The 24,528-nt window shown below is 41.3% G+C and carries 17 protein-coding genes; 12 read left to right on the forward strand and 5 right to left on the reverse strand.

What is annotated here, in order from left to right; all coding sequences use genetic code 11:
- The first annotated feature begins 19 nt into the window (after window positions 1-19).
- A complete protein-coding gene (locus tag ACYQ28_RS12230) occupies window positions 20-460 on the forward strand; it encodes a YqaA family protein (RefSeq protein ID WP_460050613.1) in 441 nt (146 codons plus the stop codon).
- A gap of 422 nt (window positions 461-882) precedes the next feature.
- Here ACYQ28_RS12230 and ACYQ28_RS12235 read toward each other — a convergent pair whose 3' ends face one another.
- Window positions 883-2,268 (reverse strand): sigma-54 interaction domain-containing protein, encoded by a 1,386-nt coding sequence (locus ACYQ28_RS12235; protein ID WP_460050615.1) that lies wholly within the window; start codon window positions 2,266-2,268, stop codon window positions 883-885.
- A gap of 443 nt (window positions 2,269-2,711) precedes the next feature.
- Between ACYQ28_RS12235 and cydP the strand changes: the two genes are divergently transcribed.
- The 9 genes from cydP to ACYQ28_RS12280 all read left to right on the forward strand — a co-directional run bounded on the left by cydP (window position 2,712) and on the right by ACYQ28_RS12280 (window position 15,707).
- The gene (gene cydP, locus ACYQ28_RS12240; protein ID WP_460050617.1) at window positions 2,712-2,897 is read left to right on the forward strand and encodes a cytochrome oxidase putative small subunit CydP; all 186 of its coding nucleotides are present in this window, start codon (window positions 2,712-2,714) and stop codon (window positions 2,895-2,897) included.
- A gap of 20 nt (window positions 2,898-2,917) precedes the next feature.
- Entirely contained in the window at window positions 2,918-4,510 is a 1,593-nt protein-coding gene (locus ACYQ28_RS12245) for a cytochrome ubiquinol oxidase subunit I (protein ID WP_460050619.1), read from the forward strand.
- A gap of 10 nt (window positions 4,511-4,520) precedes the next feature.
- The gene (cydB, locus tag ACYQ28_RS12250) at window positions 4,521-5,657 is read left to right on the forward strand and encodes a cytochrome d ubiquinol oxidase subunit II (protein WP_460050621.1); all 1,137 of its coding nucleotides are present in this window, start codon (window positions 4,521-4,523) and stop codon (window positions 5,655-5,657) included.
- 158 nt (window positions 5,658-5,815) lie between these two features.
- A complete protein-coding gene (gene cydX / locus ACYQ28_RS12255; protein WP_460050623.1) occupies window positions 5,816-5,932 on the forward strand; it encodes a cytochrome bd-I oxidase subunit CydX in 117 nt (38 codons plus the stop codon).
- A 9-nt stretch (window positions 5,933-5,941) separates the two neighbouring features.
- Window positions 5,942-6,301 carry a cyd operon YbgE family protein gene (locus tag ACYQ28_RS12260; protein WP_460050625.1) on the forward strand — a complete coding sequence of 120 codons (360 nt, stop codon included), beginning with the start codon at window positions 5,942-5,944 and terminating at the stop codon, window positions 6,299-6,301.
- A 651-nt stretch (window positions 6,302-6,952) separates the two neighbouring features.
- A complete protein-coding gene (locus tag ACYQ28_RS12265; protein ID WP_460050627.1) occupies window positions 6,953-8,008 on the forward strand; it encodes a response regulator in 1,056 nt (351 codons plus the stop codon).
- Window positions 8,009-8,017: 9 nt separating this feature from the next.
- Window positions 8,018-8,998 (forward strand): GGDEF domain-containing protein, encoded by a 981-nt coding sequence (locus ACYQ28_RS12270; protein WP_460050629.1) that lies wholly within the window; start codon window positions 8,018-8,020, stop codon window positions 8,996-8,998.
- Between the two features lie 320 nt (window positions 8,999-9,318).
- A complete protein-coding gene (locus ACYQ28_RS12275; protein ID WP_460050631.1) occupies window positions 9,319-11,376 on the forward strand; it encodes an FG-GAP-like repeat-containing protein in 2,058 nt (685 codons plus the stop codon).
- Window positions 11,377-11,813: 437 nt separating this feature from the next.
- The gene (locus tag ACYQ28_RS12280) at window positions 11,814-15,707 is read left to right on the forward strand and encodes an alkaline phosphatase PhoX (RefSeq protein ID WP_460050633.1); all 3,894 of its coding nucleotides are present in this window, start codon (window positions 11,814-11,816) and stop codon (window positions 15,705-15,707) included.
- A gap of 202 nt (window positions 15,708-15,909) precedes the next feature.
- Here the strand turns inward: ACYQ28_RS12280 and ACYQ28_RS12285 are convergent, their stop codons facing one another.
- Both ACYQ28_RS12285 and ACYQ28_RS12290 read right to left on the reverse strand, forming a co-directional pair.
- The gene (locus tag ACYQ28_RS12285) at window positions 15,910-16,401 is read right to left on the reverse strand and encodes a hypothetical protein (protein WP_460050635.1); all 492 of its coding nucleotides are present in this window, start codon (window positions 16,399-16,401) and stop codon (window positions 15,910-15,912) included.
- A 6-nt stretch (window positions 16,402-16,407) separates the two neighbouring features.
- A complete protein-coding gene (locus ACYQ28_RS12290; protein ID WP_460050637.1) occupies window positions 16,408-17,301 on the reverse strand; it encodes an N-acetylmuramidase family protein in 894 nt (297 codons plus the stop codon).
- A 190-nt stretch (window positions 17,302-17,491) separates the two neighbouring features.
- On the opposite strand from ACYQ28_RS12290, the gene ACYQ28_RS12295 reads away from it, so the two are divergent.
- Window positions 17,492-17,875, forward strand: coding sequence for a hypothetical protein (locus tag ACYQ28_RS12295; RefSeq protein WP_460050639.1), 384 nt, complete (start codon window positions 17,492-17,494; stop codon window positions 17,873-17,875).
- 821 nt (window positions 17,876-18,696) lie between these two features.
- Window positions 18,697-20,469 carry a hypothetical protein gene (locus ACYQ28_RS12300; protein WP_460050640.1) on the forward strand — a complete coding sequence of 591 codons (1,773 nt, stop codon included), beginning with the start codon at window positions 18,697-18,699 and terminating at the stop codon, window positions 20,467-20,469.
- A gap of 240 nt (window positions 20,470-20,709) precedes the next feature.
- On the opposite strand, the gene ACYQ28_RS12305 is transcribed toward ACYQ28_RS12300, so the two are convergent.
- Both ACYQ28_RS12305 and ACYQ28_RS12310 read right to left on the reverse strand, forming a co-directional pair.
- The gene (locus tag ACYQ28_RS12305) at window positions 20,710-22,446 is read right to left on the reverse strand and encodes a BatD family protein (RefSeq protein WP_460050642.1); all 1,737 of its coding nucleotides are present in this window, start codon (window positions 22,444-22,446) and stop codon (window positions 20,710-20,712) included.
- A gap of 194 nt (window positions 22,447-22,640) precedes the next feature.
- Window positions 22,641-24,524: a VWA domain-containing protein gene (locus ACYQ28_RS12310; RefSeq protein ID WP_460050644.1), complete on the reverse strand. Its 1,884-nt coding sequence runs from the start codon at window positions 24,522-24,524 to the stop codon at window positions 22,641-22,643.
- Window positions 24,525-24,528 lie beyond the last annotated feature (4 nt).

Raw genomic sequence — 24,528 nt, forward strand, 5'->3', positions numbered from 1 at the left:
GAGTTGCGTAACATAAACCATGATATTAGCTGATTTATGGGTTTATCTTGGTTTATTTTTTAGCGCATTTTTAGCAGCCACTATTTTACCTTTTAGCTCCGAAGGCTTGCTGTCGGTGTTGTATCTGAAAGGCTATAGTGGAGCGTTGTTATTGTTGTTCGCAACCGTGGGTAATGTATTGGGTTCCTGTACAAATTACGGCCTTGGTTATTTCGGTGGTAATTATTTGGTTGAGAAGGTTCTACGTTTAAAGCCCGAACAATTTAAGAAGGCTGAGCAACGCTATCAAAAATATGGTTACTGGTCTTTGTTGTTTGCATGGGTACCCATCATTGGCGATCCTATTACCGTTGTTGCCGGTGTACTCAGAATAAAGTTTTTGCCATTTTTGATCTTGGTGTTAGCGGGTAAATTTACTCGCTATGCGGCTATTACGTATTTAATAGCGAGTAATACTTAGTCTTAAGACAAGAGAAACTCTAGGAACCTCTGATTAACTCATCCATGATTTAATCAGAGGACAGAAATTGAAAATGCGATTTCCAATTTCTTCACAATTTCAATTACTTACAGTTCTTGAAATTGGCGATACATCCTTGTGTCGCGAGAAACTCTGGTTAATCTGAGTTTCCTCTAATTAATCTAGAGGAACCTCTGATTAACTCATCCTTGATTTAATCAGAGGGAAGAAATTGAAAATGTGATTTCCAATTTCTTCACAATTTCAATTACTTACAGTTCTTGAAATTGGCGACACATCCTTGTGTCGCGAGAGACTCTAGGTTAATCAGAGTTTCCTGGAGTTTCCAGTAACATAAGGATGTGTTTTGGTTAAGTTTCGGATGAATTAATCGGAGGTTCTTAAGTATTAATTCATCGTTTTTATTCGTTTTCTTGAGCTTCTCTCAGTTTTCTATATAGAGTTCTTTCACTTACACCCAACGCTTTTGCTAGGTGTTTGTTGTCTCCCGAATAGCGGCTGCTGACGTATTTTAAATATAATTTTTCCAGTGTTTCTAAGGTTACGAGCTGATCACTATTAAAGGGGTTTGTTGGGTTATTAATTCCATTATTGACACCCGTTGTATTCTTGTTAGCGGCATAGTTGAAATTAATATTTGCTGTCGCACGTGCGGATAAGTCTTCCAATTGTTTTTTTGACTTTAAATTGGTGTCTAAATGCTTTACCTCGATTAAATCTCCGTCGCATAAAATGGCTGCGCGCGCTAAAATATTTTTAAGCTCGCGAATATTGCCAGGAAAGCTTTGGGTTTTTAAATAGTTCAAAGCTGCTTGAGAAAGCTTTAATGGTTCTTCCATTTGCGATAAAAGATGATTGCTGAGTAATTCGATATCATCTGTTCTTTCTTTTAACGGCGGCAAAATTACCGGAAAAGGACTGACGCGATAAAATAAATCTTTGCGAAATTTACCTTCGGCAATTAATTGTTCCAAGTTTTGGTGGGTCGCGCATATTAATCGAAAATCCGCATGCTTCTCAGTAATAGATCCCACTGGGCGATAACTACCAGTTTCAATTAAACGCAATAGTTTTACCTGTAAGGGCAAAGGCACATCACCAAGTTCATCTAAAAACAGCGTACCCCCGTTTGCGGCTTCTACCAGTCCGTGCTTTTTGTGAATAGCGCCAGTAAAAGCTCCTTTTTCGTGACCGAACAATTCACTCTCAAACAAAGTTTCTGATAATCCCGAGCATTCAACCACCACGAAGGGTTTGTCTTTGCGTTTACTGTGTGAGTGTAAATAGCGCGCCGCGAGTTCTTTGCCGGTGCCGGATTCGCCCAGTAGTAAAACACTGATATTTGACTTGGCTGCACGATTGAGCAATGAGAGTGCTTCGGTAAACGTTGGGCTTAAGCCAAGAATTTTATGTTGTTCGTCACCTGCGCGATTTACGAATCGCATGGTTTCTAAAAATAATTTTCCGGGCCGTGGTGAATTTACCGGCGTGACTTCGACATCAACGTGATCTGGCCCTTGTTTGGTTTGGTGAATGTGCAGAACCCGTTGCGATTGCCCTGAGCCAATGGCCGATTTTAACGGGCAGCTTTCACCGGCCTGGTCACAGGGTTTGTTGTAACCGTGAGAAACCTCATAACAAAACCTGTTTACGGCCTGGGTACCAAATTCTTGCTCGTATAATTCATTCACGGCAATAATTTTGTATTGGCTATTTAACAACGCAGCTGGTGTTTCTTGTTCGTCGAGTTGCTGCTGTAGTTTTTGCGGTGTTTTCGGCAATGGCATGAGTGTATCCGTGAGCTTAATCTAATCGCATTGAAAATCGTAATCTGAATAAGTTAAAGAGTGGTTATTTTAAATATCTCTATCCAGAACTGGCTATGTCAAAAATGACATAGTTTGCCAGATTCGACAAGGTTTTGATAAAAAGCAAACGTCTGTTTTTTGTGCTAAACAAAAAAGGCCAAATGTGTTGTTTAAAGTGATTCTCGATAAGTTTTTTTTGAAACCTTATTAAAAAACATAACTTATTGAAATTAAATAACTATTTATTTTTCGAGATATTCAAAAAATAGAATATGTGTTTATTTTATGCATTAAAATTCTCTTCAAAACTATTGATTTATATCAACTTTTATTGGAGCGGTAATTGCTCTAACAGACGACGTAAGTCTAATTGAACGACAATTTCGGCACTGTTAGGTCACGAGCATTTCAGAGGTGTTCTCTTGTTCAAAAACTCTTGGTTAACCCAACCTTTAGTTAAAGAGTTGGCCGTTGTTTTAGTCATTAAACTTGTTGTTATTTTTGCCATTAAGTGGATGTTTTTTTCTGATCCGGTGGATGTTAAGTCTCAAGAGTTGGGGATTGAAAGTCACCTTGGAATAGATAAGTCCGAAAGTCAGCCTGAGTAAGTGTCTTTATTGGGGTAGTTATGATTGAAGAATCGGTTGTTAACTTATCGCGGCTACAATTTGCGATTACCGCGTTTTATCATTTTTTATTTGTGCCTTTAACTTTAGGCATGACGTTTATTCTTGCCATTATGGAATCGGTTTACGTTTTGACAGGCAAGCAGATCTATAAGGACATGGTTAAATTCTGGGGAAAACTGTTCGGAATTAATTTTGCGTTAGGTGTTACTACAGGCTTAACCATGGAATTCCAGTTTGGTACCAACTGGGCTTATTACTCACATTACGTCGGTGATATTTTTGGAGCGCCACTGGCCATTGAGGGGCTGATGGCGTTTTTCTTAGAATCTACCTTTATTGGTTTATTCTTTTTCGGCTGGGACCGGCTCACTAAAGTTCAGCATCTTATTGTGACTTGGCTGGTAGCCTTGGGCTCTAATTTATCGGCACTTTGGATTTTGATTGCAAACGGTTGGATGCAAAATCCGGTGGGCGCAGAGTTTAATTACGAAACCATGCGCATGGAAATGGTGAGCTTCAGCGAGATTATTCTAAATCCTGTTGCGCAAGTTAAGTTCGTGCATACCGTATCTGCGGGTTATGTAACTGGAGCCATGTTTGTATTGGCAATTTCTGCCTACTACATGCTTAAAAAACGCGACTTACCGTTCGCCCGCCGGTCGTTTGCTATTGCATCCAGTTTTGGATTAGCGTCGATTTTGTCGGTAATTTTGTTGGGCGACGAGTCGGGCTACGAGCTTGGCGACGTACAAAAAACCAAATTAGCGGCCATTGAGGCTGAGTGGGAGACCCATGAACCACCGGCGGCTTTCACGTTAATTGGTTTTCCGAACGAAGAAACGCAAACAACCGATGCCGCCCTTCAAATCCCTTATTTATTGGGATTAATCGCCACACGTTCGATAACCGAAGAAGTCACTGGTATTAAAGATCTGATTGTTGAACACGAAGATCGAATTCGTTCGGGTATTGGTGCCTACGGATTACTTGAACAACTTCGTGCTGGCGATGAGAGCGAAGAAACCAAAGCCGCTTTTGAAGACGTAAAAGACGATCTTGGTTATGGATTGCTGTTAAAACGCATCCGTGATGACATCGAGAATGCGACTGACGAAGAAATTAAAGCTGCCGCAAAATCTACCATTCCAGCAGTTGCTCCCATGTTCTGGACCTTCCGAATCATGGTGGGTTTAGGCGTATTAATGCTGACCTTAATTGGCCTATCGTTCTATTTTGCCACTCGACACACTGCAGAAAAACAAACCTGGTTGTTAAAAGCCTTGTTGATTTGTTTACCTGCGCCTTGGATTGCTTGTGAGATGGGTTGGTTTGTGGCTGAGTTTGGTCGTCAACCATGGTCAATTGGTGAGGTGTTGCCAACAGCCTTGTCGGCTTCGACTCGATCAGAGGCAGATATTTGGATGAGTCTCACCGGATTTATCGTGTTTTATTCTGGGCTGCTCGTGGTAGAAATGTATTTGATGTTCAAGTTCGCAAGACTTGGCCCAAGTGCGCTACACACCGGACGTTACCATCACGAAATTGAATCCCACGAAGGTGGTGCACCACTAACTAACGCGGGCGCACATTAAGGAGTAAGCCATGTTTGATTATGAGTTATTAAAAATAATTTGGTGGCTGTTGGTGGGTGTTTTATTGATTGGTTTTGCGGTTACCGACGGTTTTGATATGGGCGTTTTAAGCCTGCTAAAAATTGTTGGTAAAACCGATAACGAACGCCGAGTCATGCTAAATACCGTTGGCCCGCACTGGGACGGTAACCAAGTTTGGTTTATTACCGCCGGTGGTGCAATTTTCGCTGCCTGGCCAATTGTTTATGCCGTTGCCTTTAGTGGACTTTATTGGGCGTTATTGTTGGTCTTATTCGCGCTCTTTTTCCGTCCAGTAGGATTTGAGTATCGATCAAAAATTGAAACGGCTCGCTGGCGAAACAATTGGGACTGGTTATTAACCGCAGGTAGTGCAATTCCAGCGTTAGTGTTTGGTGTTGCCTTTGGTAATTTATTTTTAGGATTACCGTTTACCATTGATGCCGATTTACGCTCTTATTACGAAGGTTCTTTTTGGCAGTTATTAAGTCCTTTCGCTATTTTATGCGGATTGGTCAGCGTTATTATGTTAGCAATGCACGGCGCTGTATTTTTGCAAATGCGAACCGAAGACGATGTTTATTTGCGTTCTCGATCGGTAGCGCAAATTACCGCTCTTGCTACATTTGTGTTGTTTATATTGGCGGGTATCTGGGTTTACTTTATGCCCGGTATGGATATCGTCGATATTAAAACGACCGCCGGTGTGGTAACGCCTTTGCAGAAAACCGTGGTTGAGGTCGAGTCTGGATGGTTTGCTAATTACGGTAAATATCCGCTGTTTATGCTTGCGCCTGTAATCGCTCTAGTTTCTTTATTAGCGACTGCATTTTTATCAAAACTGAATAAACCGGGCTTTGCCTTTACGTTTAGCTCTATTGCTATTGCTGGAATTATCTTAACCGCTGCGTTTAGTCTCTTTCCGTTTATTATGCCTTCAAGCATTAATCCGTCGGTAAGTTTGACTATGTGGGATGTTGTCTCAAGCCAAAAAACGCTCAACATTATGCTTTGGGTGGCCATTATTTTTGTGCCAATTGTGTTGAGTTACACCTTGTGGGGTTACTACAAAATGTGGGGTCGTGTTTCAACCAAGTTTGTTGAAGACAACAAATTTGGTACCTACTAGCTTTGAGTACAACTTTTTTGGGTAAGAATTTTCTGGTTAATGGGTTGATGAATTAACCAGAATACAAACATACACCAATACACAACATTAAGTTTTCGAAATGAGTGCCACTCACTTGGTTGAAAACTTAAATAACTGCAAGAAAACAGGTAAATATTATGTGGTATTTTGCTTGGATTTTAGGTGTTCTGTTGGCTTGTTCCTTTGGCATTATCAATGCCCTCTGGTTGGAAGTTAACGAAAACTTAGATCGCGACTCTGATGTAAAAAATTAGGTTTAACGTATGAGCGAATCCGACAGCGGTTTAAAAATCGATAACCAAACCGTTAATAACCAAGGTACTGATAACCAAGAAATTGGTCATCAGTCATACGTTATACGATTTTTTTATGGCGGATTTGCTCGGTTGGTATCGTTTGTATTGGCGATATTATTAGCTGGGGTAGCAATGATTGTTCCCCAGCTTATTGCCGAAGAAGCCCACGAAGTTAATCACAGTTTACTGATGTTAAGTATGCTCGGTATTTCCGGCGGTTTTATTCATGGAGTGGGGTTTGTTCCAAGACACTGGTTTTGGTGGGCTCTGTTCAGCCCATTTGTGGCATGGCCTATCTTGTTTTTATCCATCTATTGGTGGTTCTAACTAGCACTGCATTACCGGTTAAGGTTTTCATAATTTAATGAGACTTACCAAATATCTGATCATATGCTGGAACCCTGATTAACGCTTTTGTGATTTAATCCAAGGGCATAATTCGCAATGCTGTGTACTATTTTTTTTAGTTTCAATCACTTACGGTTTTTGAGATAGTCGGCAATTCTTTTTTACTGCTGAAAATTCGGTGCTAATCAGAGTTTTCTATTGCTAAGATTTCTGGATTAATTTCTTGCTGTTACGCGCAAACTTCGTTTAATAATCTCTCTAAAGGAAACTCTGATTAACCTAGAGTTTCTCGCGACACAAGGATGTGTCGCCAATTTCAAGAACTGTAAGTGATTGAAATTGTGAAGAAATTGGAAATCACATTTTCAATTTCTGCCCTCTGATTAAATCAAGGATGAGTTAATCAGAGGTTCCTAAAGTAACTATTTAACGAATCTTCCTCCCTTGTTTCATATCGTTTCGCAAATATTAACAATTTGTGTTTTAAGTTCGTGGTCAACCTACAAATATCTACTAGACTGATTTAAGTATTGGGATACTTTTGCGTGGCTTGGTTAAATATGAGATTAAAGATTGAGTCGAATATCCCTATTTACCGTATTAAATTTCGACGATGATTTTACATAACCTATGACCGTATCAGTCATTATCTGTGACGACTCTAACATGGCGAGAAAACAGCTGGCGCGCTGCTTGCCAAAAGAATGGGAGGTGTCGATCGACTTTGCTGAAAATGGCTTACAAGCTCTTGATTTAATGCACGACGGCTTGGGTGACATTCTATTTTTAGATTTAACCATGCCGGAGCTCGACGGTTTTGGAACCCTCGCCGAAATTAAAAAGCAATGTATCACCGTCGATGTGATAGTGGTGTCTGGCGATATTCAAGAGGAGGCCAGACGACGGGTTATGGAGCTAGGAGCATTGGATTTTATCCGTAAGCCGTCTACTCCTGATCAAATTGAGAAAGTACTGTTAGACCATAAGCTCTACAAGTTGGCGCCAAAAGCTGCTCTTAATGTTTCTAAAAAGCCGGAAGAGTCAAAATCATCTACCGTTAAAACCGCCAAAAAAGACAGTTTAAGTCTTGCCGATCAAGCAGAAATTTTCGACTGCTATCAAGAAATTACCAACGTAGCCATGGGCCGGGCCGGAGATTTATTAGCACGATTAACCGGCGAGTTTGTAAGTCTACCCATTCCTAAAGTTGCTATGCTTGAGGCCAGTGAGTTATTGATGGCACTTGCCTTTGCCGATGATGATTCTGTGTCGGCTGTGTGTCAGGGGTTTATTAGTCGAGGTATTGCCGGTGAAGCATTACTGTTATTCAGCGACAGTTCTTTCGCTAATATGGCCGAATTAATGAAGCAACCCGGTGAATCAGAATCGGTACAAATTGAAGTCTTAACCGATTTATCTGGCGCATTATTAGGCGCTATTCTAAATGGATTAGGTGAGCAATTAGATTTGTCGTTCAGTCAGGGTTATCCAACCGTTTTAGGACGTCACTCCAGCATTAGTAATTTAATTTCAGCAAATACCGGAAAGTGGACAAAAACACTCACCATTGAAGTTACTTACGTTATCGAAAGTCACGACATTATTTGCGATGTATTGCTGCTGTTTACCGCGGAATCGATGGCGTCTATCAACTCACGTTTATCTTACGTTTTAAGCGACGAATAAATATTACCGATGAAACAAGATAAAAATATGCCTGAAGGCATGGAAAATTGGCACTGGATGATGTACATCCTCCAGACCATCGATGTAGGCCTTGTGGTGGTTGATAAAGATTACCGAATTTGCGTTTGGAATAGCTTTATGGAAAATCACAGTGGCAAGCTCGCTCAAGATGTTAGTAATCGTCCGCTATTTGATATTTTTCCAGAAATACAAAAAGATTGGTTTCAACACAAAATTGATTCAGTGTTTTTGTTGGATAACCGTGCCTACACCATTTGGGAGGAGCGACCTTACGTTTTTAAATTTAAAAATTATCGTCCTATCACCAGTACCGCCGATTTTATGTATCAATACACAACGCTACTGCCCTTAAAATCGGTATCCGGCGAAACTTCTCATGTTGCTATTGTTGTTTACGATGTAACCGATATTGCTGTAAACCGAATGGCTTTAAAAAAGGCCAATAAAACCCTCGAAGAAATTAGCATCACCGATCAAATGACTAGGTTATACAATCGATCTCATTGGGAAAATTGTCTTCTGCAAGAATTCAAAAGACATGCTCGCCACAATGAAATGGCTAGCTTGATAATGTTTGATATAGATCATTTTAAAAAAGTGAACGATACCTACGGTCATCATCCCGGTGATGTTGTCATTAAATCGGTGGCGCAGGAATTGTTAAACAGTAAACGTGATATCGATGTGGCTGGTCGTTACGGTGGTGAAGAGTTTGGGGTAATTCTTGTCGGTGTCGATGCAGAAAAAGCGTATTATTTCGCTGAGCGATTACGAAAAAATATTTCAGAACTTTTAATCGAAGTTGATGATCATAAAATTCGATTCACTATTAGCCTCGGAATCGCAGAAATATCCTCTCAACAAGAATGTCACACGGATTGGATTAAATGCGCAGATGCAGCACTTTATGCGTCAAAACGAGGTGGTAGAAATCGTACGACAATTTTTGTGGAAGGTATGGAGTCTTGATGGATTTGAAAAAATAAATATTATTCTGGTCTGAGTGGTTACTTATCTATAATTAAATAATCCTTTCTGTCTTTGTTTAAAGATATTTTTTTATAAAGAATATCTTCTTCTTTTTTGTGTAATCCTTAATTATTAAATGTCTAATTTTTTAATCGTGTTAATGTTGGCTTTTTTATAATTTAAAAGTCTGTTACATGATGATTTTTTAACACTTAATATTCGAGTTTGTGAATTAGTCCGCGATTTAATTTATTCGAAAAACATTTTTCAATTTTTGCTTGGTACTATCATTAGTAACTTCTAATGAGGCGGGATGAAAAATGAAAAAAACCTTGGGTGTAAGTTTTGTATTGCTGTGTTCTGGAGTTTCCTCAATAGCAACGGCGCAAGTTGCCTATACAGAAGAGACACGAATAAATAGTGGTGGTGGTGAGCTTTCAGGGTTCTTGGGTAGAAATAATGAGGCAACAGGAGACGCTGCAATAGGCGATATTAACCTTGACGGTTATCTCGATATATTTGATGCTAACTCTACGTTATTTGACGCTCCTAACCCGAGTATTCGCTTTAATAATAGCGACGGTAGTGGTTTTACTGAGCAGTTTCTTAATGAAGGTGCGAGCCTCAGTACCTTTGATGCTGATTTAGCCGATTTAAATAATGACGGCTATGTGGATTTAATTCGAGCCGAGTTCGACGGTGATATTCGTCAGGTATCGGTTTACTTAAATCTAAGGCAAGCACCGTGGTTTTCGTTATCAAGCCCGAGTTATCAACTAGAAACAACATTTTGTCCCATTGATATTGATGTTGTTGATGTCAATAAAGATGGTTTTTTGGATTTTGCTATCGGTCAAACCGTTTTGGGTTTTTGTTTTGACAGTGGCACTGGCCGCGCCAATGTGTTGTTAAATAATGGCGATGGTACCTTCAATACTAGCATTCCTGAAATTGTTGCCTATCATGGCGTTTCATCTCACGATGTATTTTTTATTGACGCCAATAATGATGGACATCAAGATTTATTTGTCGTGAATGAAAATGGCCCATCAAAGCTGTATCTTAATTCTGGCGAAAGTCTTCCAGCATTTACCGAAGTAAAAAGTACCTCTTTTAGCGCGGGTTTTTCGGGCGAAGCTGAAGATTTCAACGACGACGGCTTAATGGATATTGTTATCGGTGCCGACGGTGTGACCAACGTTTATATCAATGATCCACAAGCGCTTGGTAATTTTGTGCAGGTGGCAAGCCTACCAAACAGATTCAGTTCTAATGCTTATGATGTTGAATTAGAAGATTTCGATTCGGATGGTGATGTTGATATTGCGACTATTTCAAATAGTTTTGGCAGTCCAACGCTTTGGTTAAATGATGGTGAAGGTTTACCGCTTTTCACTCAACAATTGATAGATCCAGACCGTGATGCATTTGAATTGAATACTATAGATGCTATTGATTTTGATGTTGATGGTGACTTAGATATTTATGTTGCTGGGGGTACTTTCACTCTCAGTCAAGGTTGTTTTGGTTGTGTTTCTAACCAGTTTTATTCTGCAATAACTTTGCCTAACGATTTTTATACTAATTTTGAAAATGGAATTGGCGTTTGGACACAATTGCAAGATGACACCATTGATTGGCGACCACGAACAGCACAGACGTCTTCTGGAAATACCGGTCCATTTCGTGCTGCCACAGGCAGAACCTATTATTATTTTGAAACCTCAACCGGCTCTGCTAATTCTGCGGGTAATACTGCAATTTTAGAATCGCCCGTATTAACTGCGGCTCCAAATCGATATGTGGTTTTTGATTATCATGCCTATGGTGCTGATATTGGCAGTTTACACGTTGATGTTTTGGCCAACGGTACTTTATTTGAAAGTGTATGGTCGGTTTCTGGTCAACAACAATTAGATGAAACCAATCCTTGGCTTACCGCGCGTGTGAACTTGTCGGAATTCATTGGTGATATTCAGGTGCGCATACGTGCAGAAGCTGCTGGTGGTTTTTTGGGTGACATCGCCATTGATAACCTTTCTGTTTTAAATGTACCACCTAATATTCCTTCTGTAACAACCATCAATGTTCTTTTTGACGATGTCGGTCTAGGTGATTTTATCGGTTTGGGTGATTTAGTTGCTGTAATAGATGGGCAGAGTGAATTCATTTGTACCTTAGCCGATAATCCAGGCGGATGTATAGGCAGTGTTGTTGCTCCTGTAGGTACGCCATTTGATTTAGTGGTAGAAGTTCCAGAGGAAGCAATTCCTTTTATTTCCAGTTTTTGGGATGGCTGTGATTCAACAGAAGGTGGCTTTATTTGTAACGTAACGGCCAACGGTTTGATTTTAAATTTAACGTATTTTCAGTTTTAAACTTTAAACACCTTTGATTAACTTATTTATGAATGTATCAAAATTCAGTAATTCGAAAATGAGATACTGATAAAAGTATCAAAATTATTTGAGTAATTTTTAAGAGTTTTAAATTTCAAACCTCCAATTTAATTTTATCGTTAATTGGAGGTTTTTTTATTCTTCTTCGATTTAACCAGCGATGGCATTTTGGAGATAAAAAATGTTGTCTTGCAATTGCCGATACTGCTGGCAGTAAATATTGTTGATTGACCCTTCTTTAAATATATCTCCTATAATTTTTCTTTCATATAAGCGTAACAACTAAGTCATTGTGGCGTAACCTCACTTTTGTACTCTCTGGCGCAGAATTACTCGTGCTGTTTAATTCAAAAAAATAATTAGCAAATAGCAGTTGATCGTGATTTGCAGATACCTTATCCCGATAGGAGAACAGAATGTTTGAGAGGAACAAGCTTTCTAGCTTTATCCGCAAAGCTTTGTTGGTTGGTCTTCCGGCTCTTGTGTTGGCGGCCTGTGATGGCGACGACGGACGTGACGGTGCTAACGGCGCCAATGGCCAAGACGGAGCCAATGCTGCAGTTGCGGTGCAAGGTTTTGTGCAAGATGGCCCGGTAGCGGGCGGTAGCATTTATGTTTTTAATCGCGCCAACATTGAAGCTGCACTAGCCGCTGCCGATGCCGCCGAAATTGCCGGCACCTCTCGTGCCGCTGCGCTTGCCGCTGCAAGCCCAATTGCTACCTTAGAGAATCGCAATCTTGCCGATGGTGAAAATTTCTTGTTAAACCTATCGGCAGAAAATGCAGGCCAAGCCGTATTTTTAGTCTTCGACAACGAAGGCGCTATTGATACGACCTTCAATGATTTGCCGATCAACATGGAATCTATTGCCATTGTTGCCGAGTCTGGTCAGACCCAACAGATCAACGTCAACCCATTTAGCTCTGCCATTACGCAATTGGTCATCGCGCAAACCACCTCTGATGCCACGGTTGCCGATATCGAAGTGGCGTTGAACTCATCGATTCAAAACGTGGTTGATGCTACCGATGGCGATCTGCCAGAAGGTTCTAACCCAATCACCGGTTTGGATTCCGATCTACTTGCTCAAGCCTCTTCTGAACTTGGTGAATTTGTTCGTGTCGGCGCATCAGTGGTAACTGGTGCTAGCGACACGGCGGTGAATTTTTCTCGCGAAGAAATTTTATTGGCGTATGCACTAGACGCAGCCGATGGCGTTATTGATGCCGCAATTCCATCCATTATTTCTGTGGTGCCAACGTTCTCTGGTGGAACTAGCGCATCAGATATTCTTAACGCATTTCCTGCTATTACTTTGGCCGCGGATAACGTCGTTACACCAGCCGGACAAGCCACTGCCTCGCGCAGTCCACTGCATTCGGCCGCGCAACATTTAGAGTTGGCCGCGGGCTTACAAGCCGAATTTTTAACGCGTAATGTCGCGCACAATGCCGACCAGTTTGCGTTGTTCCCGGCAGAAAATCCTACCCATCAAATTTGGTGTATTGAGGGCAATGTTGAGGTTCTAGATACCGCGACTGGCCAACGTAATCCAGCGGTTCAGCGTGTCTCTTTAAGTGACGGTAGCGTTGAAACAATCTTAAGCGGTATGGATCGCTGCGACGGTATTCGCGCCACACCTTGGGGTACCGTGATTGCCACAGAAGAAACCGTTGACGGCTCTGTGTACGAAATTTTAAATCCGCTTTCTACCAGTAACATAACCATAACTAATCGTGGTGGCGCCGGTGAAGCTGCAACTATTATCGACGCTTCGGGTGCAGATGCTTCTGGCGTGGTTGCTAAGCGTACAGCAATGCCAACCATGGCTTGGGAGGGTTTGTTCGTACTTGAAAACGGTGTGGTGGTTGGCGGCGATGAACTGCGTCCGGGCAGTTATGAATTAGAGTTGAATAACGGCGCTACTGCGGTAAGTTTTGGTAGCGATACCGACGGCGGCGCGATTTTCAAATTTATTCCAACCAATCTTTCTGATGGTACTGAAATTACCGATCTTGCTAACTCGCCGCTGGTTTCCGGCAGTAGCTTCGCGTTGCAAGTGCAATGTACCGGCGGTGTGCAGTTCGGCCAAGGGTGCGAAATTGGCGATGCGCTTTGGGTTCCGGTTTCTGCGGTTAATGCCCGAGAAGACGCGAACCTTGCCGGTGCGACGGGTTATTATCGTCCAGAAGATTTGCATTTAGACCCTGATTTTTCCAATCCAGAAAATGCCGATGAAGTGCGCTTCTGTTTTGCTAACACCGGCAATCGTGGTGCAGACAACTTCGGTGAAGTGATTTGTGGTACTGATGCAAATCCGGCTGACTCCGGCCGTAACGTGACTTTGGTGCGTTTTGTTGAAGGCGACAGCGAACTTAATGCGCCTGATAACCTAGCATTCCAACCGGGCACTGGCATTTTGTATGTAATTGAAGACAACCAACACGGCGATGTTTGGGCCTGTTTGCCGGACGGTGACGACCAAGGTTTAACCTCAGACGGTTGTGTTCGTGTTCTGTCGTTAAATGATACCTCTGCCGAACCAACCGGTTTTGGTTTTAATGCCGACGGTACCGAAGCTTGGGTGTCTATCCAGCATTCTTCCGATAACGCTTTCCCACTGGTGAATAACTATCGCACCGACGATATTGTTCGCATTACCGGTTTTAGCGCACCAACTGCAATTGCAGCTGACATTACCAGTCTGGCGGAGCAAAACTCTCAAGCGCTATTTGGGTTTGGTACACCAATTACAGCATCAAACGCTAACACAGTTGATCGCCAAGCCGATATCACAACCGCACTTAACGGCGCTGATCTGAGCAACGGTTTTGGTAACGGTGAAGATGCCTCTGCTTATGTCTCTTTAGCAGGTGGATTGTCGGCGACCTTCTTAACGCGCACCGCCTCAGAATGGTGGGATCAGCACGATCTTTATCCGTTAAATAATCCAACCCATTTAATTGGTTGTATCGAAGAGTCACGCGGTATTGTTGATGATGGCACCGCCAATAAATACAAACCGAGCGTACAGCGCGTTAATCTAACCACTGGTGTTGTTGAAACCATTGCACGTGGTATGGATCGCTGCGACGGTATTCGTACCACACCTTGGGGCACCGTGCTTGCTACCGAAGAAAGTGCCGATGGCGCGGCCTATGAAATTCTTGATCCATTAACCACCACCAACGTAGTCATTGTTGAACGTGGCGATGCAGGAATGGCGGCAACTATTGAACAGGGTGACGCTAACGGCGTACCTACCTCGGTAGAAGCAAGCAACCTAGTGGTTAAACGTACCGCAATGCCAACCATGGCCTGGGAAGGTCTCTTCGTACTCGACAGCGGTGTGGTTGTGGGTGGTGATGAGTTGCGTCCAGGTTCTTACGACCAATTCTTCTTAGCCGACGGCACCATTGCTGGCGAAGACGACGGTTCGGCATTGTTAGTTAATAGCGACACCGACGGTGGTGCGATCTTTAAGTTTGTACCAGCGACGCCACGTACACTCGATACGCAAATCACCAACCTAAACGACTCACCATTTGTTGCCGGTAGTACCTATGCAATGCAAGTAAGTTGTCAAAGCAGCCGTCAGCAAGCAGGCCAAGGTTGTGAAGTGGGTAACGCCTCTTGGATTGAAGTAGACGCCGCTAACGCACGCGTGCAAGCGAATGGTCGTGGTGCCACCGGCTACTACCGCCCAGAAGACATGCACCGTGATCCGATGTTCGTTGATGCAACTAACCCAGACGCAGTTCGCTTCTGCTGGACCAACACTGGTCGAACTGGTTCCGGTCAGGTGGGTGAGGTTATTTGTGGAATCGATTCGGCACCGTTAACAGCCAGTAGCGATTTGACAGTTTCGGTGAATCGTTTCGTTGAAGGCGACGAAGACTTCAATGCTCCGGATAACTTTGCCTTCCAACCTGTTACCGGCATAGCCTACGTTATTGAAGACGATAGCGATGGCGACGTTTGGGCGTGTTTGCCTGATGGTGACGACCGCGATATAAAAACCGACGGCTGTGTACGCATGTTGTCGATTGCGGTTCAAGGCGCAGAGCCAACAGGCTTTAGCTTTTCACAAGACGGCACTCGTGCTTACCTGTCACTGCAACACGCAAACGGTGAAGCATTGTTAGACGGTAACGACACCGACGACCTGTTGATCATCGAAGGCTTTAGCACCAACGTTGATTTCTCAAGCTTTGGTACCAACAACGAAGCAACCCTGCACAGCAATTCTGCGGCACTGTTCGGCTTCGAAGGACCACTTGCCGAATCATCAACCGTTGGCGATTTATAAGTGTGAACACAATTTTAATGAATTGCTAAACAAAAAAAGGGTCTCAATTGAGGCCCTTTTTTAGAAAAGAAACTCTGATTTAATTAGAAGGCAGAAATTTAAAATGCGATTTCCAATTTCTTCACAATTTCAATCACTTACCGTTCTTGAAATTGGCGACATGTCTTTGTGTCGCTAGAAACTCTAGGTTAATCAGAGTTTATTATTCGAATTCAACCAGATTACTGACCGAATCTGCCTCGCAAGAAATCTCTTCCTCAATATTTCCCTTTAAATCCGAAATCACAATACCAATCTCAGACTCCGGCGGTTGAGACTCTTCATCGTAATAATCAAACAACTCAAACTTTTTATATTTACTGCTAAAACTCAACGAATTTTGGTTAACCTTAAAACGGTGGTAGTTGGAAAATTCAAAATCTGATTTTTGATCAGTTGTGAAGAGAATTTTAGATTGATTGCCGTTTAAGTTTGTAAAAATGTAACCGACATCAGAGCTTATACACAGATAATATCGATCACTATTTGAGTTACAGTTAAAAATTGTTGCAGTTGTTGTACATGTTTCGATTTGTGCATTCGTCGAAGAGGTTGTAGCTGTTGTATTGTTCTGAGTTACGCTTTGGTCTAATACCTCACTAGAGCAAGCGGAAACTGAAAATAGAATTGAGGTAATTAAAATAATTTTTTTCATTTTGGATTACTTTGAATTCGAGTACTTAAGGTAGGCTTTGTTTAATTTTTCATCGTATTTGTTTTTTTGATATTGCTCTCCATTATATCCGCGTGCAAACTTGGCCCATTCTAAATTTTTAAGTGGCACGTCTAATTTTTGGCTTTTTAGAAAAGCAACAAAGGCGTTCAGTTGCTTACTTTCAGATTCGAACATATCTGTTAAGAACAATTCTAAGTTATTAGAACCGGCATTTTTGTAATTGAACCCCATTATCTGAAACTTACCCCATGATGCTGATTTAATTGCTGCGTTTCGGTCAAGGTTCATTGCCTCTTTCAATCGAGGATATTCTTTTTCATCTCCGGCATAGAGTGCTCGATTCCAGCGTTTAGATGAAATATGTGGGTGCGATTTGTCATAGATACGTTTAGTTTGTCTAGAAAAAATATGAGCTTCAAATAATATTTTAGGTTGTTTAGATGAGAAAAAGCCGCTACCAGATGCCTCAACATCGGCAACTGCCTTTATGGCTGCAACTTCACAGCCGATTAAGTTTGCTGCTTTTCTATAAGCTTCTTCATCTATATCCAGTTTTCCGTTTAATTTAGGTAGTTGTGAACCTACTATTGTTTTACTGCGAGCTGCAAGTTTTTGATTTAGTAATTTATGCGATTTACCGTTGGCATCAATACGACCATCTGGTGCAGCCATTTTTACCACTAGTTTTTGAAATTGTTTGATTGCGGCTACTGTTTTAGATTTTTCAGGGTTTTTACCTAAGGTTCCGTCTACTGCCAACTTTTGTGTAGGTGGAATTAGGTCTAAAAGTTCGTTTATTGCTGCCTGAACTGTCTTTATATCGGTATTAGAATTGTTTCCTGAAATACCTACGGAATCTTGAAGGATAATTTGCTTCAACGTGATACTCCTTTATCTTTCTTGGTTTGTTTTGGAGAAAATCATCTAAATTTGATTAACTGTAATAATAATTCTATTTTGAAGTCTTGTAATATCTAAATTTTTAACTTGATCAATGTTTTAGATAAATTTTTAGTGGCTTGTCACATTAATGAAGCTGAATTTGTAATTAATAGCTAGGAAGTTCTTTATGTCACCAGGTGTTCTTTTTACAATTGATGAAAAATATAATGTTGAATCTGAAAAAGTAGATGATTTTCACGACATGTTACTTTTAGATAATCAATACTTTATGAGTCAAAATGAGATAGATGAAAACCCAAATGGTTTTATTGCTGACGGCGAGCATATAGTTATAGCGAAAATGCGACGTAAAAAGGTTATTGAAGATCTAGAAAAATTGGGTTTTTTACCTGGTTGTGAAAGGCCAGAATATGCTTATTATATCGTTTATGGTCAACCAAATGCTCGGGATTTCCCAGAAAGCCATTATTATGATATTGAGCAGACTTTTGAAGATATGGGATGGGAATACACTGGATGTCCTCATGATTTTGATAGATTAAAAGGTTAAATTAACTTAAGTTTTTAGTCAAAATAATGAATTTATATTTGATCGAATTGAGCCTTGAAGAATTAAAAAAAGTGATGTTAGATACTATAGGAACCTCTGATTAACTCATCCATGATTTAATCAGAGGACAGAAATTGAAAATGCGATTTCCAATTTCTTCACAATTTCAGTCACTTACAGTTCTTGAAATTGGCGACACATCCTTGTGTCGCGAGAAACTCTAGGTTAATCAGAGTTTCCTATAAAAATACCTATGTCTCTATACTATCGTTCAGTGCAAAAGAGTGACTCTGTTATAATGCGAATTGTAATAATTAATGCACAAAAAATATCCGTTATAGGGTCTAATTATAAAAATAAATTCGTAGAAGTTATTGATGCTCCTAAAGCTATTAATACATCTTTTATTGATCGTAAGGATTAAAATTTTTTATAAAAACCTCTGATTAACTTATCTAGGATTTAATCAGAAGGCAGAAGTTGAAAGCCGAATACCAGTTTTTCATAATTTCAATCACATGGAATTTTTGAAATTGACGACGCTTCTTTGTGTCGCTGTAAACTCTGGGTTAATCAGAGCTTCCTATAGTTTAAAATTGTAAGTTAAAGAGCTTCCAATGATTAGAAGTATTTAATTTATCGCTATTGTCTCATTTATTTAAGATCATAAATTATGACAAATTCGCGTCTAATTTATGAATCTATCTGCAAATTGTAACAATTCTCCTTTACTGTGCTTGGCCAATAAAAGAATACACCAGTGATAATTATTGGCTGTTTAAGCAGGTTTTTGCTTCAGCGTTGATTGGGGGAGTTGTGTAATGATTGGTACAAATTTATCGAAGTGGCCGGTGTTGGTTGCGCTGGTTACGGTTTTAACGGCTTGCAGTAAGCAAGAATCTAACTTAGATGTTCAAGCCTCGGCCGTTGATAACAGTGAAAAAACCGCCGCTATTAATCTCAAAGCCGTTGATCTCAAAAAGACAGAAACACATGTTGAAGAAGTACTAAAACAAGATCCTGACTTTGTTCAACAATTATTGGCGTCTTCGGTCAGCAGTCAATCAGATATGTTTAATCGCGAGGCGGTGATTCCTCCCCAGTGTTACACCAAAACCGAAGGCCATTTTAACCCCTGTTATACCTGTCATCAATTTACGCCGCGCAATCAAGGCCGCGCCAATCGCATGGGCGATGGCGAATTACAAGACGATTACGGATTTTCGGATTTGGGTACAACCAATCATTGGCTGAATCTTTTTGAAGATCGCACCGAGCGTATGGCAAAAATCTCCGATGCCGAAATCGATGAGTACGTAAATTACGATAATTATTCGAGTTTAGCGGATCGCTTAATGGCACAAGGTTGGGATGCTTGGTATCCCGATTTAAAAAATCTGCAATTAAGTGAAGCTGCCTTTGATGACCAAGGTTTTGCTAAAGATGGTAGTGGTTGGGTTGCTTTTAATTATATGCCATTGCCCAGTACTTTTTGGCCGACCAATGGCGCTACCGATGATGTGATGATTCGTTTGGCTGAAAATTTTCAGAAAAATCAACAAGGTGAATTTGATCGCGATATTTATCTGCTCAATTTAACCATTGTTGAGGCAGCGATTAAAAATTTTACCGAGCTGACAATTCCAGAAATCGACGAAAACACCGTTGGGTTTGATTTAAATGGCGATGGTCGATTATCGAAAACAACAACATTAAAACGTCCAAGTAATTATTTGGGTGGCGCTTCAGATGTTCAAGTAAAGTCTTTTTTGTATCCACGTTACACAGAGTTTTTACACACCATTCGCTATGTAGGTGTGCGTGAAAATGGTGAAATTTACACGCCGCCGCGAATGAAAGAAGTTCGCTACATGGTAAAAACCGAAGAGCATCGTAAATCGACCTTAGGTGCATTTTACGCCGAAGAACAAAAAGATAAACTTGAAGGCAACTTGCCGCGTTATGCAAGTCTTGGCGAAAAAGGTTTGGATAATAAATTTGGTTGGCAGTTAATCGGTTTTATTGAAGATAAAAACGGGGAGCTTCGTCAACAAAAATTTGAAGAAAACTTTTTCTGTATGGGCTGCCACACGACTATTGGCTCTACCATCGACCAGACCTTTGCCTTTGCTCGTAAAATTGATGGCGCCAAAGGTTGGGGTTATCTAAATTTAAAAGGTATGCCTAATGTACCCATGTTTGGCAGCGATAAATCGGCTAATTTTGACTATTTAGAGCGCGTTGGTGGTGGTAATGAATTTCGTGAAAATGAAGAAATTGATGCTCGATACTTTAAACACGGTCAGCTTGATGAATCATCGTTGGCGGCAGTACGCGATGTGTATGAATTAATTACGCCATCACCAGAGCGTGCTCGCGCTTTGAATAAAGCTTACAAGACGATTGTGGATGATCAAGATTATATTTACGGCCGTGATGCGAATATAAAGCCTGCGGTCAATGTTTATCGCAGTATTGATACCGAAATTGAACCATTGGAACCAGAATATCGAGCTGCGTTTGATATTCGTTTAGATTGGTCGAGTGTAACAGGTGATAACTCTAACTCGCCTAAAGTTGAGTCACGGCCATAACACCAAAAATAAATCTGTAAGCAACTCTGATTAACCTGGAGTTTCTTACGGCACAAGGATGTGTTACCAATTTCAAGAACGGTAAGTGATTGACGTTGTGATGAAACCGGAAATTGTATTTTCAATTTCTGTTCTCTGATTAAATTAGGGACGGGCTAATCAGCGGTTCCTATAATAAAAAAGCCGTTTTTTAAAACGGCTTTTTTACGTGGTAAAGACGATAATTTTTTAGAGGTTTTATTAAACAGGGTTTAAGGGCGCCAGTTTGTTTGGCATTTCTTTAGTTTTTTGAGTGCTACTTAAAATCTTTAAATCTTTGATAAGTGCATCGTAAGACGTTCTTTTTTGATCTTTATTGTCACTAAAAAGTAGCGCGTTCAGTGAGTCGATACTTTGTTTAGCCTCGTCACTGATCAAATTATTTTTAATGCGTTCTAAAGTATAAGGTCCAGTACTCCATTTGTTTTTTGCCCATTGCAGCAATAGCTTGCGTACGCCTAAATGATTGTTCGCATCACAGGCAAAGGAAATATCATTTACGAGGGTTTTTAAGGGTACTGAGTTTTCAACTTTGGGTGATGCTTGATCAGTTGGGGTGGTACCTTGTTGTTGACGTTTAAACCAAAGATAAGCAAAAAATAAAGCAATTAAAGCCGTAGCTAGATTGCTCGCTAATAACCAAATACTTAATCCCGATTTAGATTTAGTGGTCGGGGTTTTCGGTTCTGCATTGTCTGTCTCGTCTGGGTTGTTATTCTCGGTATCGGTAATCGAGGTATTATCGATGCTATTTTCTGCCGCTAATACCTTTACTAACCGCTCGGGAATAATGGCCGATTCTTCGCGGTCGTCTATGGTATTCCACCAACTGACTTTTACCTCGGGCAATGTGTAAATACCAGGTTGAGTAGCCAAGACAGCTTGGCGTTGGCTCATAATGGTTGTTACACCTTGCTTTGTTTTTTGTTCTTCCGATTTTAACGGTTCTGGGTAGTGATTTAAGTTATCAGGGTATTCGATAGTAATTTCAGGTAACTGCGAAGCCGTTAGGCCGTCAGCGGTAACAATAATTGAGCGAGTAATTGGCTCGCCTTGTTTAACACTGGTGAGATCACCGTTCCAACTTTCTGTGAGTGCTATTTGCTTGGCGGGCAACCACATAGTGCCGGTGAAAGAGTCTGGTTTTGCTTCTACCTCAATGGTTTTGCCTTCTACGGTTAATCTGCGTACGGAATTTGGGTTTCTGAAACTTCTTGAAAACACCGAACGGGAGCCAATTCCGACCTGCCAATTTAATGTTGGAATTTCTATGGTGCCAGATTGCTGCGGATAAACGGCATAAACCCATTCGGCGACAGAATATTGGTTGCCATTAATGGTGCGCAGACGATTCTCTTCGCTGACTAAAACGGTTTTAGTGTTTGGTAAATCGATATCGCCGCGATCTAGACTAGAAATGGGTAGGTTGGTATTTAGGCGAACGGTAACCAGCAATTGTTCTTGCACATAAACCTTGTCAGAAGACACTTCCATTTCTAGGAATACGTCTTTTAATTCACCTTTTTCAATGTTTAAGCTCTCGGGTTTATTGACCCTAATTTCGATGGGAGTTGTGTATTGACCATCCAATTCAAACGATGGAATTAACAATGTTCCAGTTCGAATAGGTGCAATAATAAATGTCCATTCTAAAGAGCTTTCTGTGCGGCCATTGGTTGAAATGAACTGATTTGTTTGGCTTTGTGACAGTACCTCGAAATTTTTTTCAAGATTTGTAAGGTCGGGTTGTTTGACATTGGTAGTATTTGATTGGCGAATTCTAAGAACCAGGGTTTCATCAAGGTTGATGCTGTTTCGATCAACCGTCGCTTCTACGGATTGTGCGTGCGCAAGTTGTAGAGGGAGTAGGGCGTACAAGGCCAGCGATAGCAGTAACCAGTAGAAAGCATGTGTGGATATTAATGGACGATTATTCATGTGGAACTGGTTAAATCCTTAAACTAAATGCTGAGCGGTTTGACGCTCACAGCCGCTATAGGTTTCGTTACTCGTAAATGCGTCTGTATTTTTCCGTGAATTACACGACTTTTAAGTTTGTTCGCCTTATTTTTTCTGTATTAAAGCCTCAAATAAAGCGTTAAGAAATGAGCTTGTTTGACTTTTTTTGATGATTACAGTCTTGAAGCCGCATTGTTGCTTGGCGGCTGCCACTGTCCGGCACGATACTGTTGAGCGCGTTTCCGATATTCATGTTGAAACTTGCGACGCAATAAACCAGACGGATCGTCAGGAATTTGTTTCAACCATTGTTCCAGAGCTTGTTGTTGTTCTTCCGATAAATCGCCTTCAGAAACCTCCGCTACACTCTCCTGTTCACCATCTTCGCCAGACTGCTCGTCACTTTGTTCTTCATTGGCAGCTTGTTGCTGTTGTTCGGATTGTTCCTTGGATTCTTGCTCTTGCTGCTCGTTTTGGGCTTGTTGTTGATCTTGCTGCTGTGAATCTTGTTGTGAGGCGTCTTGCTGTTGTTGATCTGAGTTTGCTTGCTGATTCTGAGAATCTTGATTTTGTGACTCTTGGCTTTGGGAGTCTTGGTTTTGAGAGTCTTGGTTTTGCTGATCTTGATTGTTCTGTTGATTTTGATCGGAGTTTTGGTCTGATTGTTGGGATTGCTGCTGTTGTCGCTTTAAGTTTTCGACTATTTCTTTGTTTTCTTGGGCAACCGTTAAATCTGGATCGATTTTAAGTGCTTCATCGTATTGAGCGATGGCTTCATCCAATTTCCCTGCTTTTGCTAGGGCGTTACCACGGTTGTAATGAGATACTGCATCGTCACCATTGAATAAACCGGCGGCGTTCTCAAAGTTTTCGCTGCGATAATTTGCAACCGCTTTCCACTGTTGATCTTTAAACAGTTCGGCGGCTTGTTCGGCATTACCTTCATCAAGTAATGCTTTTGCTTGTTGGTCTTTTGTAGACCATAAGTCTTTCCAAGACGCGGCCTGAGCAGGATTGGATGCAGATACAAAAAGTGTCGAACTCATGACCATTGCAAAGGCGAATAGCCAACCGCGACGGAAGGATACCGCGACCAACGGTAGTAGGCATAACACTGCCCATGGGCCAAATTCGTACCAGCTGTCGAATTCACGATCTTCGTTTAACACTGCGTCTCCGTTGAAATCGCGCTCGTTGTTAAAAAATGCTGACAGGCGATCAATATCGCTTGAGTTCGATGACAAACTTGCATAAATGCCGGAATTCTCGTGGGCAAGTGTCTCAAGTGTTGAGACATCGAGCTTATCGATAATCACCTGACCATTTTGGTCTTGAGCAAATTCATCGCCAAACGGCACCGGTGCACCTTCTGGCGTGCCTACGCCCAAAACCGATAATCGATGAGGCGTTGATTCTAAAAGATTCGAAACCGTTTGAGCAGCTAAAGGCACAACACCGTCGGTAATCAATAAAATATCACCGGCTACGACACCGGAGTCGCGAAACAATTTAAGAGCATCTTCGATGGCCATTTCGGTATTACTACCGCGAATTGGCATGAGTCCGGGTTCTAAGGCAGAAAGCTGACTGGTGATGGTACTGGTATCGTCGGACATAGGCGTAACAACGTAGGACTCCCCGGCGTACACCACCAAACCCGTTTGGCCTTCTTTGCGTGTGTGCAATAGATCAATCAACTTGAAGCGTGAACGATCTAACCGAGAGGGTTTTAAATCTTCGGCAAGCATGGACGGTGACATATCCCAAAGAATGACCAGTGAGTGGTCTTTTTTGAGTGTTGGCTGGGGAATTTTTTGCCAGGTAGGGCCTGCACCTGCAATCGTTGCCGTCAGCCAGATAACGAGCAGGGCGTAATAGGGCCAACGACCTTGGCTTTGGCCTTGAACTTCGAGTAGATGGTTAAGCAAATTAGGATTGATAAACTTTTTCCAATCCGATTGATTCACTCGAGCGTTAGCAATCAGTACCGCAATCACGATCAAGGGTACAAGTGCAAACAACCAATAGGGGCGTACAAAATGAAATTCGCTGATCATTTGA

The organism is Sessilibacter sp. MAH1 (genome assembly GCF_054658315.1).